General features: G+C 69.5%; 13 protein-coding genes and 1 pseudogene. 8 read left to right on the plus strand and 6 right to left on the minus strand.

Annotation, left to right across the window (positions count from 1 at the left end):
• Positions 1 to 116: 116 nt before the first annotated feature.
• Positions 117 to 1,055: a serine hydrolase gene (locus Q9R26_RS03810; protein WP_311226584.1), complete on the minus strand. Its 939-nt coding sequence runs from the start codon at positions 1,053 to 1,055 to the stop codon at positions 117 to 119.
• Complete coding sequence (locus Q9R26_RS03815) at positions 1,055 to 3,019, minus strand: M13-type metalloendopeptidase (RefSeq protein ID WP_311226585.1); 1,965 nt, start codon at positions 3,017 to 3,019, stop codon at positions 1,055 to 1,057. Before Q9R26_RS03815 ends, Q9R26_RS03810 begins: the two co-directional genes overlap by 1 nt.
• 81 nt (positions 3,020 to 3,100) lie before the next feature.
• Between Q9R26_RS03815 and Q9R26_RS03820 the strand changes: the two genes are divergently transcribed.
• Positions 3,101 to 4,438, plus strand: coding sequence for a solute carrier family 23 protein (locus tag Q9R26_RS03820; protein WP_311226586.1), 1,338 nt, complete (start codon positions 3,101 to 3,103; stop codon positions 4,436 to 4,438).
• 184 nt (positions 4,439 to 4,622) lie between these two features.
• Entirely contained in the window at positions 4,623 to 5,054 is a 432-nt protein-coding gene (locus tag Q9R26_RS03825) for a hypothetical protein (RefSeq protein WP_182064221.1), read from the plus strand.
• Between the two features lie 65 nt (positions 5,055 to 5,119).
• Here the strand turns inward: Q9R26_RS03825 and Q9R26_RS03830 are convergent, their stop codons facing one another.
• The gene (locus Q9R26_RS03830; RefSeq protein WP_182064220.1) at positions 5,120 to 5,377 is read right to left on the minus strand and encodes a hypothetical protein; all 258 of its coding nucleotides are present in this window, start codon (positions 5,375 to 5,377) and stop codon (positions 5,120 to 5,122) included.
• A gap of 172 nt (positions 5,378 to 5,549) precedes the next feature.
• Here Q9R26_RS03830 and Q9R26_RS03835 point away from each other — a divergent pair, with 172 nt between their 5' ends.
• From Q9R26_RS03835 to Q9R26_RS03845, 3 genes are all read left to right on the plus strand, one after another.
• Entirely contained in the window at positions 5,550 to 6,860 is a 1,311-nt protein-coding gene (locus Q9R26_RS03835; protein WP_311226587.1) for an MATE family efflux transporter, read from the plus strand.
• Between the two features lie 92 nt (positions 6,861 to 6,952).
• Positions 6,953 to 8,125 carry a hypothetical protein gene (locus Q9R26_RS03840; RefSeq protein WP_311226588.1) on the plus strand — a complete coding sequence of 391 codons (1,173 nt, stop codon included), beginning with the start codon at positions 6,953 to 6,955 and terminating at the stop codon, positions 8,123 to 8,125.
• A gap of 292 nt (positions 8,126 to 8,417) precedes the next feature.
• Entirely contained in the window at positions 8,418 to 8,609 is a 192-nt protein-coding gene (locus Q9R26_RS03845) for a YtpI family protein (RefSeq protein WP_311226589.1), read from the plus strand.
• On the opposite strand, the pseudogene Q9R26_RS03850 reads toward Q9R26_RS03845, so the two are convergent.
• Both Q9R26_RS03850 and Q9R26_RS18595 read right to left on the minus strand, forming a co-directional pair.
• A pseudogene (locus tag Q9R26_RS03850) lies at positions 8,606 to 8,851 on the minus strand (MFS transporter); the annotation flags it as partial. The gene Q9R26_RS03845 and the pseudogene Q9R26_RS03850 overlap by 4 nt on opposite strands.
• A 625-nt stretch (positions 8,852 to 9,476) precedes the next feature.
• Positions 9,477 to 9,647: an LPXTG cell wall anchor domain-containing protein gene (locus Q9R26_RS18595; protein WP_396136815.1), complete on the minus strand. Its 171-nt coding sequence runs from the start codon at positions 9,645 to 9,647 to the stop codon at positions 9,477 to 9,479.
• Positions 9,648 to 9,789: 142 nt separating this feature from the next.
• On the opposite strand from Q9R26_RS18595, the gene Q9R26_RS03855 reads away from it, so the two are divergent.
• The 3 genes from Q9R26_RS03855 (at position 9,790) to Q9R26_RS03865 (ending at position 11,211) form a co-directional block, all read left to right on the plus strand.
• Positions 9,790 to 10,320 carry a matrixin family metalloprotease gene (locus Q9R26_RS03855; protein ID WP_311226590.1) on the plus strand — a complete coding sequence of 177 codons (531 nt, stop codon included), beginning with the start codon at positions 9,790 to 9,792 and terminating at the stop codon, positions 10,318 to 10,320.
• Positions 10,321 to 10,331: 11 nt separating this feature from the next.
• A complete protein-coding gene (locus Q9R26_RS03860) occupies positions 10,332 to 10,886 on the plus strand; it encodes a hypothetical protein (RefSeq protein ID WP_311226591.1) in 555 nt (184 codons plus the stop codon).
• Between the two features lie 175 nt (positions 10,887 to 11,061).
• A complete protein-coding gene (locus Q9R26_RS03865) occupies positions 11,062 to 11,211 on the plus strand; it encodes a hypothetical protein (protein WP_311226592.1) in 150 nt (49 codons plus the stop codon).
• Between the two features lie 66 nt (positions 11,212 to 11,277).
• On the opposite strand, the gene Q9R26_RS03870 is transcribed toward Q9R26_RS03865, so the two are convergent.
• Positions 11,278 to 12,402 (minus strand): substrate-binding domain-containing protein, encoded by a 1,125-nt coding sequence (locus Q9R26_RS03870; protein ID WP_311226593.1) that lies wholly within the window; start codon positions 12,400 to 12,402, stop codon positions 11,278 to 11,280.
• Between the last annotated feature and the right edge of the window lie 80 nt (positions 12,403 to 12,482).

A 12,482-nucleotide genomic window follows, 5' to 3' on the forward strand; every position in this document is an offset into this window, starting at 1 on the left:
GGTCACGAAGAACTTCCTTCCGAGCGCGGAGGTCGCGCCTCGCACCGATTCGTACCCGTCGGACGCTGGGCACCGGTCGGAGGGCTATCCTCCTCGCGCGTTGCCCGGGCGCGCGGTCAGCGCCGCGCCGGAGCGTGCACGGCCTCGAGCACCTCGGTCCCCATGGTGCGCAGCGCCTCGACGACGGCCAACCGCCGCTGCAACGAGGCGTCGTCGAACGTCACCGTCACGGCATAGCTGACCGACGACTCAGGCCCCCGCAGGATCCCCGCCTCGGCGCGCACGCCGGTACTCGACCCGGTGACCGCGACGACCTGCAGCCCGTGGTCGAGCGCACGGTGTGCCAGGGGGTCGAGCCCGAAGGAACCGGCGACCAGGTTCAGGTCACTCGCCAGGGACAACCAGCCGAGCACCCGGTTCGACACCGCCTCGTCGACGACCTCGCCGAGCGCCAGTCCGCGCATCACCCACGACAGCTCCCCGGTCGGCGCGACGGAGGCGTCGGGGGCGTCGTCCGGGCCGCGGCGGTCCCGCACCCGGTCGATCAACGCCGTGCGCTCGATGCCCAGGGACTCCGCGCGCTCCCGGACGGCGTCGATGCCCACGGTCGACAGCAGCGCGTTCACGGCCCAGGCGTCGGCGGTGGCCCCGACCAGGGTCGCCAGGTCGGGTACCTGCATGGTCGGCTCCTGCAGGAACTGCCACAGGCCGGCGCCGGTCGCGGTGTCCCGTGCCATCCGCTGCAGGCGGTCACCGTGCAGGCGGCCGTCCTCGAGCTGGGCGGCGACCTCGATCAGCAGCAGGACCCGGCCCAGGCTCGCGACCGGCTGCACCAGGGTGTCGTCGATCGCGAGCAGGGCCTTGCCGCTGGAGGTGTCGATCACCGAGGCGCTGACCCCGGCGCCCTCGAGCGCGAGGGCGCCGAGGGCCTCGGTGGTGGCGGTGAAGCGGTCGTCGGCCCGGCCGCTGTGCCGACCACGACCGCGGCCGCCACCTGCTGGGCGGTCGTCCGGTCGCCGGCGGCGCGACGACCGGGCCGCGTCCGGCTCCGTCATCACCAGATCGCGACCCGCTCGGCGGGGTCGAGGTACATCGCGTCCTGCTCGGTCACGCCGAAGGTGTCGTACCAGACGTCGATGTTCCGCACGACCTGGTTGCAGCGGAACTCGTTGGGCGAGTGCGGGTCGATGCTCAGCAGACGAGCCGCCTCTTCCGGGCGGATCGCCATGCGCCAGGCCTGGGCCCAGCTCAGGAAGAAGCGCTCGGCACCGGTGAGGCCGTCGACGACCGGGGGCTCCTGGCCGTCGAGCGACAGCAGGTACGCCTTCCACGCGATCGACAGGCCACCGAGGTCACCGATGTTCTCGCCGATCGTCAGGGCACCGTTCACGTGGCTGTCGGGCACCTCGGTCGGCACCAGGGCGTCGTACTGGGCGATGAGGGCCTTCGTGCGCTCCTCGAACGCCGCGCGGTCGGCCTCGGTCCACCAGTTCTCGAGCTTGCCGTCGCCGTCGTACTGCGACCCCTGGTCGTCGAAGCCGTGGCCGATCTCGTGGCCGATGACGGCGCCGATCGCACCGTAGTTCGCGGCGGCGTCGCGGCCGGCATCGAAGAACGGGAACTGCAGGATCGCAGCCGGGAACACGATCTCGTTGAACCCGGGGTTGTAGTACGCGTTGATGGTCTGCGGGGTCATGAACCACTCGTCGCGGTCGATCGGCTTGCCGATCTTCCCGAGCTCGCGGTCGACCTGGAACGACGCGTTGGCGCGGACGTTCGCGACGAGGTCGTCGGCGCGGACGGGCAGCGCGGAGTAGTCGCGCCACTTCACCGGGTAGCCGATCTTCGGCGTGAACTTGTCGAGCTTGTCGAGCGCGCGCGCCCGGGTCTCGTCGGTCATCCAGTCGAGCGCCGTGATGCTCTGCCGGTACGCCTCGACCAGGTTGGCGACGAGGTCGTCCATCTTCGCCTTCGAGGTCTCGTCGAAGTGCTCCTGCACGTAGATGCGGCCGACGGCCTCACCCATCGCACCCTCGACCAGCGAGACGCCGCGCTTCCAGCGCTCGCGCTGCTTGGGCGCACCGGTCAGTGCGGTGCCGTAGAACGAGAAGTTCGTGGCCGAGAACGCGCTGTTCAGGTACGCGGCCGAGCCACGGATGACCTGCCAGCGCAGCCAGTCCTTCCAGACCTCGAGCGGCTGGTCGTTCAGCAGGTCGGCCAGGCCCGTGATGAACGAGGGCTCGCGGACCACGACGGTCTCGAAGGCGCCGGCCGGGGCGTCGATGGCCTGCCACCAGGTCTGCAGGTCGACGCCCTTCGCGAGCGCGGCGACCTCGGCCCAGGGCAGCTTGTTGTAGGTCTTCTGGCTGTCACGCGTGGTGACGTTGTCCCAGTGCTGGGCGGCGAGCGCCGTCTCGAGCGCGATGACGTGCTCGGTGCGGGCCCCGCCGTCGTCGAGGCCGGCGAGCGGGAACATCGCCGCGACGAACTCGCGGTACTTGGTCCGGATGTCGGCGAAGCGCTCTTCGCGGTAGTACGACTCGTCGGGCAGCCCGAGGCCGGACTGCTCCAGGAACACGACGTAGGACTCGGGGTCGCCCGGGTCGTTGTCGACGAAGAGCTGCAGGAAGCTCGGCAGGCCGAGGCGCTCGAAGCGGCCGACGGCGGCGATGACCTCGGGCACGGACTGGATCTCGGTGATCTCGGCGAGCAGGTGCTCGATCGGTGCGGTGCCGAGCTCCTCGAGCCGGGCTTCGTCGGTGAACGAGGTGAAGAGGTCGCCGACCTTGCGCTCCTCGGTGCCGGGGGCGGCCTGCTGCGAGCGTTCGATGATGTCGCGCACGGCGATCTCGGCGGCTTCGGCCAGCACCGTGAAGGAGCCGTACCGGGCCTTGTCGTCGGGGATCGGCGTCGCCTCGATCCAGGTCCCGTTCACGTGGCGGTACAGGTCGTCCTGGGGGCGCACCGCGGGGTCGAGTTCGTCAGTGTGGATGCCGGAGGCACGTGCGACGTCGGTCATGCGGTCCACGATAGCCACCGACCCCATGGGGCAGGCCGATCCGGGTCGTCACCGGCACACGGCTGCCGGTACGGTCATCGCATGGGACTTCCGTGGAAGCTGCACGGAGACGGCAAGACCGTCTCCGCGACGACGATCGTGGCACCCGATGAACGGCTCACCTGGCCCCGGACGATCGGTCTCGGCGTGCAGCACGTCGTCGCGATGTTCGGCGCCACGTTCCTGGTGCCGCTGCTGACCGGGTTCCCGCCGTCGACGACGCTGCTGTTCAGCGGCATCGGCACGATCCTGTTCCTGCTCATCACGGGCAACCGCCTGCCGAGCTACCTCGGCTCGTCGTTCGCCTTCATCGCCCCGATCGGTGCGGCGACCAAGATCGGTGGCATCCCGCTCGCCCTGTCCGGCATCATCGTCGTCGGCGTGCTGCTGGCGATCGTCGGGCTCGTCGTGCACCTGGCCGGCGCCGGCTGGATCGACCGGTTGATGCCCCCGGTGGTGTCCGGCGCGATCGTCGCCCTGATCGGCTTCAACCTGGCCCCGGCGGCCCGCGACAACTTCACGGCGGCCCCGGTCATCGCGCTCATCACCCTCGCGGCGATCATCCTGGTCACGGTCCTGTTCAAGGGCCTGATCGGCCGGCTGTCGATCGTCATCGGTGTGCTCGTCGGCTACGTCGCGGCGCTCATCGGCGGCCAGGTCGACTTCTCGAAGGTCGACGCAGCACCGTGGATCGGTCTGCCGGAGTTCACCGCTCCCGCCTTCGACCCGTCGCAGCTCGCGATCTACCTGGCGTTCGTGCCGGTCGTCCTGGCACTGGTCGCCGAGAACGTCGGTCACGTCAAGGGCGTCGGACAGCTCACCGGCCGTGACCTCACCCCGCTCACCGGTCGCGCACTCCTGGCCGACGGCGTCTCGACCGTCCTCGCGGGCGTCGGCGGCGGCTCCGCCACCACCACCTACGGCGAGAACATCGGCGTCATGGCCGCCACCCGCGTCTTCTCGACGGCGGCCTACTGGGTCGCCGCCATCGCCGCGATCCTGCTCGGCCTGTCGCCGAAGATCGGCGCCGTCATCTCCTCCGTCCCCGCCGGCGTGCTCGGCGGCGCCACCACCGCCCTGTACGGCCTGATCGGCGTCATCGGCATCCGCATCTGGGTCGAGAACCGCGTCGACTTCGCGAAGCCGAAGAACCAGCTGACCGCGGGCATCGCCCTGATCATCGGCATCGCGGACTTCACGTTCCGGTTCGGCCAGGCCAGCTTCGGCGGCATCATCGTCGGCACGATCGCCGCGATCGTCGTCTACCACGTGATGGATCTGATCGGTCGGGCCCGCGGCACGGACGAGCCCTCGACCGAGGTCGCCGACCCGGCACACGCCGCCACCGGCGGCGTCCCCGCCGAACCGCGCGCCGACTGACGCGAGTGGTCGGCCGGAACGCGCGTCCGGCCCGACGACGTGGGACCACCGGACTGGAGGCCCGTGGCGGACACGGCCACGGGCCTCCAGTCCGTCACGGTGCGGGGTGCAATCAGGAACGCGTCCGGCTCGGGCTGAGCAACGGGGACGACGCCCACGGCAGATCAGCGGCAGACTCGTCCCCGTGAACCTCCGCACACCCGCTGTCTCCGGGATGCTCCTCGCCGCTGCGCTGTCGATCACGAGCTGCGCCCACCAGGGCCAGGAAGACGGGTACCTCACGCTGACTGCGGGCGAGGCCACCCTGTCGGCTTGTCCGACCGCGGCGCCGGTGCAGGTCGAGGCGTTGCGGACCGAGGAACTGCCCACCTGTGATCCGATCGGGCAGACCCTCGTCTTCCCCGACGGCGAGCAGATCCAGCTGCCGGAGCAACAGGGCGGCGGCGGCGCGTCGACCTCGGAGTCGGGCGACCACTACGCGTACCAGAACGTCGGCAACTGGGGACTCGTCGCGGCCCGGGCGGACGCCGACTGCTCGCACGTGCAGGAGTGGGGCAACCCGGAAGCCCTCCGACGCGTGCACGAGGCGTTCGGGAGCGGATGGGTCTGTCCCTGACCCTGCCCGAGTGACGAGCGCGCAGCTCCGCCGCGGCGTGGACGAGGGCGTTCGCCGTGCCCGATTCACCCGTCCGTCTCGGTCGCCGTTCCGGTGGGCGAGCGCTCGGCGTGGTCGTTCCACAGCGCTCGGCGACGCCGGACCGCCCTGAGCGTCACCTGCCAGCAGACGAGATAGCCGATGCCGACGAACGGCAGGACCGCCCACTGCGGGGCACCGAGCCAGCCGGCAAGACCTGCCAGGGCGACCACTCCGAACATCGACCCGACGAGGATCAGTGACTGGACGTTGCGGAGACGGCGTTCGCGTCTGCTCGGCTTCACCCGCTCACGATAGCGACCACGATCAGGAACCGGGGACGGCGGACTGGAGGCCCGTGGCGGCGCCGCCACGGGCCTCCAGTCCGCCGTGGGGTCGCGCCCACCCCGCTCGGCGACCACGACGTGTCGGCATCGCCGACAGAATGGGTCGGTGCACCGACCCAACCGACCCGCTGTGACCGCTGAGCGGCGCGCGGTCGACCGCGACATCGTGCGGCTGGCGGTGCCGGCGCTCGGCGCGCTCGTGGTCGAGCCGCTGTTCCTGCTCACCGACACCGCGCTCGTCGGGCACCTCGGGGCGACGCCGCTGGCGGCCGTCGGGCTCGCGAGTGCCGTGCTGTCGACGGTGACCGGGCTGCTGGTGTTCCTGGCGTACTCGACGACCCCGGCCGTGGCACGGGCGCTCGGTGGTGGCGACCGTCGCGGAGCCGTGCACGCGGGCATCGACGGCATGTGGCTCGCGCTCGTGCTGGGGGTGGTGCTGGCGCTGGTCGGGTGGCCGCTCGCCGGGCCGCTCGTCGACCTGTTCGGCGCCTCGGTCGAGGTGTCGGCCGCCGCGACCGCGTACCTGACCGTCTCGCTGATCGGGCTGCCGGGCATCCTGGTGGTGACCGCCTCGACCGGACTGCTGCGTGGGCTGCAGGACACGAAGACCCCGCTCGTCGTCGCGACGATCGGGTTCGTCGCGAACGGGCTGCTCAACGCCCTCTTGATCTACGGCGTCGGCTGGGGCGTCGAGGGATCCGCCGCGGGCACGGTCATCGTGCAGTGGGCGATGGCCGTCGTCTACGTGCGCATCGCGGTGCGGGCTGCTCGCTCGTCAGGGGCGCCGCTGCGCCCCGGAGCCTCCGGCGTCGCACGAGCACTGCGGTCGGGCGCGTGGCTGTTCCTGCGGACCGCGTCGCTGCGGATCGCGATGCTCGCGACCGTCGGGGCCGCCGCCGGGCTGGGGACCACCGGACTGGCGACGACCCAGGTCGGGCTGACCGTGTTCTCCACGCTGGCGTTCGCGCTCGACGCCCTGGCGATCGCCGGGCAGGCGCTGGTCGGACACGGACTCGGCGGACGTGACCCGGAGCGGGTGCGGCTGGTGACCAGGCGGCTCGTGCTGCTCGGGATTGCCGGTGGAGTGGTGCTCGGGGTGCTGACCCTGGCCGTGAGCGGGCTGCTCGGGCCGGTGTTCTCGGACTCGCAGGCGGTGCGGGACGCCCTGCCCGTCGTGCTGGTGCTCATCGCGGTCGGGATGCCCGTCGCCGGGTACGTCTTCGTGCTCGACGGGGTGCTGATCGGCGCCGGGGACGCGCGGTACTTGGCCATCGCCGGAGGCGTGAACCTGGTCGTGTACCTGCCGCTGCTGTGGTGGGCCGGTGGGACGCTCGCGGGGCTGTGGGCGGTGTTCTCCCTCGGGTACATCGGAGTCCGGGCGGTGACGCTCGGGGCGCGGGCGCACCGTCGCGGCTGGGTGGAACAGGCGTTGGCGCGGTGAGCGGGTCTGCTCCTTCTGGGCCCGCTTCGTCTGCCTCGCCTGCCGGGCCTGATTCTCCTGCGGCACCGTCGTCTTCGGTCGCTTCGTCGGCCGTGCTCGCCACGGTCGGCATCGGGGTGCAGGGCGTCGCGAAGCTGCTCGTGACCGTCGTCGTCGGGCGGGTGTTCGGCACCGAGACCCTCGGGCAGACCACCGCGCTGCTGTCGCTCTCGGTGTTCGTCGCGCTGCTCTGGCCGAACGCCGCGGGTAACACCGCGTCGCGGTTCCTGGCGATCGCGCTACGGGGTCGACGGTCGGACGCCGCGGTGAACCGGCTGCTCGGGGTGTCCATGCTGTTGTCGAGCGTGGTGCTCGCAGCGGTCACCGTGCCGATCGCGCTGGCCTGGGACAACGGCCCCGGCATGGTGCTCGGTGGTGCCGCGGTCGTCGTCGGCTACGGCCTCTACTGCTACGCCCGCGGCGCGCAGCTCGGCTACGACCGGGCACCCCGGGTCGCACTCTGGGACTCCGTGACGAGCGTGCTGGCGCTCGGGTTGCTCGTGGTGGCGTGCGTCGCCCGGCTCGAGCCCTTCGTGCTGCTGCCCCTGGCCGTCGGGTACACCGTGTTCGCGATCGCGTGCTGGCCGCGGGGAAAGGGCTTCGCTGCTGCTTCGCGCGAGCCCGCTGTCGGGGTGCTCGGGTTCGCGGCGTGGAACGTGCTGGCGGTGGTGACCTCGAACGGGTTGCTGCAGCTGACGATGATCTCGGCGCAGGTGACGGCGTCGGCGTACGACGCCGGTGTCTACGCCGCCGCCTTCACCCTGGCGACGCCGGCGTCGATGCTCGGGCAGGCGTTGGGGCAGGTGCTCGTGCCGGCGTTCGCGCACCGGACCGATGGTGGATCGCTGCGCTCCCGCGGCGCGCTGCTGCTCGTCGTCGGGTTCGCTGCAGCATCCGCCGTCGTGTTCGGCGTGGTCGTTCTGCTCGCCGGGTGGTTCTTACCGATCGTGTACCCCGCCGAGGGCGCCGCTGCCGTCGCCGACCTGCGGTACCTGATGGTCGCGGTGTGGGTGTTCACCGTCGGGCTCGTGCCTGCCGCGTTGCTGCTCGCCGCTGGGCGTTCACGGCAGGTCGCCCTTGCCTCGGTCGCCGGGTTCGTCGTCGGCGCTGGGCTCATGGCGGCGCTCGGACCGGTCGCCGGGGCCGCTGGTGGGACCACGGGATTTTTGGTCGGGAGTGCGGTGAACCTGGTTGCGGTTGTGGGGCTGGGGGTGCGGCGGCGGTGAGCGCCGCACGCAGGGGGAGCGTCAGCGCGCTGTGACGTTTAGCGTCCCCTCAATGAGAATCATTGCGGACCAGCTATTCGAAAATCCCTTGGTCAGGAGGTAAGGGACGGCAGGGGAACCAGGCCACCTGGGAGGAGGTAGCGGTGGACGACCGGCTTACGGGACGGCAGCTGCCAGCTGATCACCTGGCTCACCGCCGTGCCGTCTCAACAGGCGGCAGCCGCCGTTTGGGGATCGGACTGGTTGACTCAGGGGGCGGAGTTCACCCACCCCAGAGCAAGGATCTGCGCCAGTGCTGAAAGCCAAGAAGCCGAAGACCGCCATCGTCTTCGGGCTGTTCTTCGTCCTGTTCGGAATCGCCGAGATGATCTTCAGCCGCGCGGATGCTGCGGGGCAGATCATCTTCGCGGTAGTCCTGATAGTCCCCGGGTTGCTGTTCATCGCGGCCGGCGCACGGGCATTGACGCACGGAGATCACTCCTAGCGACTCGGCACGCGGCGCCTCTCCGGAGGTTGAAGACCTTTCGGTCCGCTGAAGTATCGACTACCGGGTGGAGGCACGCGCAAAAGAGCTAGTCTGAAGTGGCGGGGTGGCTGTGGCTCCGGCTCCTCCCGCACAACGAGGACGACTCCGACGAACAGGAACGCAGCGACCGGTGCGTTGACCCAGAACACCGCTGGCCAGCCGAGCACCGTCGTAAGCAGTCCACCGATGAGGAACCCGGTTGCACCGGCTGCGTAGCTGGTCGGCTTCGGACGGGACTGGACGTGGTTCGGGTCCGTATCCGCTCACCTGCTCGTTAGGGTTTCCGCCTGCGCCTTGACTTGGAACGCGACGGGTTGCGCGCAGCGCTTCTTCTGGACGAGAGCCCGCTCGTCACCGTGGAGTCGCGAACGTTCCTGCCGATCACCAAGGGGCTTCTTGCGGTGACATCGACGCGGATTCTGTACACGTCAAAGAAGTGGAGTCGGGCGTCGGAGCTGCAACACGTCACTGCTGTATCTCTCACGCAGGAACGGGCACGTGGCACGATCCGGATCAACTCGTCCAAGATCGAGGTCTTCGGTTCGGGGTTGTGGGATGCGCAGCAGGTCGGCAGGGCGATTCAAGTGGTACTGGCAGGTCGGCAGTAAAGGAACTGCCGAGCCGGCCGCGGCCGACCGGCTGCGGTGATGAGAGGCTTCCCAACGGGATGTGTGCCCCACCATCCGAGATCGTCAGCATCGACGCCGAGGATGTCGATGTAGGCACCCATTGGCTCTGCAAGGTTGAAGTCCGCCACCTCCTGATCGAACTCCTCAGGGGTCGTCACGTCGCCCGGCGCATCCCGGTACCCCCTCGCAGCTGGAGCTAACGCCGCCGTCGCCGTCGGAGAACGACCCCGACCAATGCTGCGACCGCGACGACGACCACCGCGGCCACGACCACAAGAGGGTCGAAGTCTCCAGTTGACGGTCCGAGGGTGTCCTGGCAGTCGGTGGTCGCTGTTGCGCACGAGGAGGCCGCTTCGATGAGGCTCATTCCGGCAGTGAAGCACGAACGCGAGTGCGGCGGCGAAGCCGAGGCGATTCGTTATGCAGGACGGCTGGTGAACCCAGGTGCGCTGTGCCAGAGTGAGCCCTGAGTTGAACGCAACTCATCTCTTCGAATCAAGGAAGCGTCAATGAAGACAGCTGTGATCAGGGTGGGGGCGGCGCTCGTGCTCGTAGGCGCAATGGTGAGCGTGAGCGTGGCACCTGCAAGCGCGTATGCCTTCCTCGGACCGAAGTGGGGAAACAGCCCCGTCACCGTGCTGCAGGACGGCTCGAACTCCGCCGCCACTAGATCCGCGTGGCGCGGGGGTAACTCAGATTTCAACTCGATGACTGACATCAAATTGGAAAGTGCGCCGGGTTCGGTAGCCATGATCTATCAACGGTCAGTCAGTAGCGCAAACGTCACCTGGGACGGAATCACCTACCCGAAAGTGCGGAGTGGTAAGTACCAGGCGAGCACGAATATGTATCTCAATACGAGGTACACGGGCAGCTACACCAACGCCAAGCGGCGTGGGGTCGCCGCCCACGAGCTTGGACATGGTCTCGGGCTGGATCATGTCAGCGGTTGCCACCTCATGAACGGAGCCACCCCTTCGCGTTGCGGCATCTACCGGCCCACCGCGGACGAGATCGCCGGCATCAACAAGCTGTACTGAGGAGAACGCGCATGAACACATGCAAAGCAGCCGTCGCTCTCGCAGCGATCGCCATCACGAGCATCGCTCTCACCGGCTGCGCGCAGCAGGACACCGAACCGGTAGCGCAGAAGACAGTCGTCAGTCATCCGAGCTACGCGGAGTCGTTTGCAACCTTGGGTGATATGAGCACCAGCGCTGACATCGTCGTCCATGGCGTCGTCACTGCGTCCACGCTGGGGGAGCCGATCGGAGACATCGCGACGTCCGAGTACACCTTCAAGGTGGACAACTGGATCAAGGGAGCCTCCACCACGAATGACGAGGTGACAGTGTTCCAGACCGGCGGCGTTGTCGATGACGTGACCTATGTGGCGGAGGACGATCCGCTGATGACGGTCGGTGAGGAAGCCATCCTCTACCTTGGCGAAGGGGACCCAGGGGTCTTCCACACAGTGGCCGGCCCGACCGGCCGACTCGACGTAACAGACGGGCAGGTGCGCAAGCTCGCGGGGTCCTCGATCGCCGTGCCCATCCCGTCGACGGTCAAGTCAGTCGAGGAGGCAACCGAGGCCGCCCTGCGATAGTGGCTGCTACACGGGTGGGCGCACATACGAAGGGGGGCGCTGAACTTTCCAGCGCCCACCTCCGCCGGCTGAGCTCGCATGGGTCGGGTTCACCAAAACCCAGCACGACCTCCTTGAAACGCTGCACACCATCGGTAACAACGGGTGGGATCGCAACGGACAGACCGACGAGATGATGCCGAGGCTGCTCGACCGCGCTGCTGCCGAGGACCTCTCGCTTGCCCGCATCAAGGAAGCGATGTTGGCAGTCGGTCATACCCGGAACGCGCTGCACCAGCTCGACCGCTGGGAGTCCAAGCGCACCACAGGCAAGTTCGGACGATGAGAGCGCACATGGCACCGGTCGACCGTGCGCCAGGTCCTCGGTATGGCGGATTCGGACGACGTGGGATCAGCGCGAAGGCGGCGGCCCCGTCGTGTCCCCCACCCGCAACTCCGAGACGAACGACGCTGGCTGCGGCTCCGCACCCTCGAGCATGGCCAGGGCGGCGCGGGCTGCGGCTTGGCCCTTCTGCACGAAAGGCTGCACCAGCGTGGTCAGGTGCCGGATCGGGCTGCGGTGGAGCAGGCTGTCGTCCACCGTGATGCCGTCGAAGCCGACGACACTGACGTCCTCCGGGACACGGAGCCCGGCGTCGAGCGCGGCCGAGATGACCCCGACAGCGATCAGGTCGCTCTGCGCGATGACGGCGGTGGGGCGGGGGCCGTCCGGCGCGAAGAGCTGGGTGCCGGCGAGACGTCCCTCTTCCACCGAGCTGCCAGCGGTCTCGATCGCGACGGCGTCCGGGTAGACCTGGCGCACACCACGCAGGCGTTCGAGCGTGGTGAAGGCGATGCCCTCGGCCTGCCGGGCTGCCTCGATCGGGCCACGGCGGCGTGCGGCATCGAGGGGCAGGGTCACGACGGTCACGTCCCGGTGCCCGAGCCCCTGCAGGTACTCCGCGGCACGGCGTGAGGCATCGCGGTTGTCGAGCTGGACGGGGACAGCGCCCTCGATCTCGTCCGCCTCGATCGCGACGACGGGGATCTGCCGACGCCGCAGCACGGCGACGGCGGGGTCGATCCGGACGTTGCACCCGACGAGCACGACGGCGTCCATCGGGGCATCCACCAGCGGGCCGGCACCCTGCTCGTCATCGAGCGGACTCCGCACGAGCAACAGTGAGGCACCGGCGGCACCCGCGACCTCGGCGATGCCGTCGAGCGTCAGGACGTTGACCGGATCACGGAAGGCATCGCTCAGACGCTCGTCCATCACGACGCCGATGACGCCGGAACGACCGCGGCGCAGCGAACGGGCACGGGGATCGGGGCCGCCGTAACCGAGGTCGGCGGCGGCGGCGAGCACGCGGGCCTTGGCGTCCTCGGACACCGGGCCGAGACCACTGAAGGCGAGTGAGGCCGTCGACGGCGCCACGCCGGCGGCACGGGCGACTGCGGCCAGCGTCGGGCGCGACGAACGGGTGACGCCGCCGCGGGAAGGCGACGCGCCGGGTCCTGTTGCCGGTTCGTCCATCGCCCGTTAGCGTAGCCGGAACGAGCGGTCGAATCGATTCGACAACCGCAACACCAGCACCGGAACGCGCAGCACCGAGC

This window comes from Curtobacterium sp. BRB10, from assembly GCF_031844325.1.
In the GTDB taxonomy this organism is placed as follows: Bacteria; Actinomycetota; Actinomycetes; order Actinomycetales; family Microbacteriaceae; genus Curtobacterium; species Curtobacterium poinsettiae_A.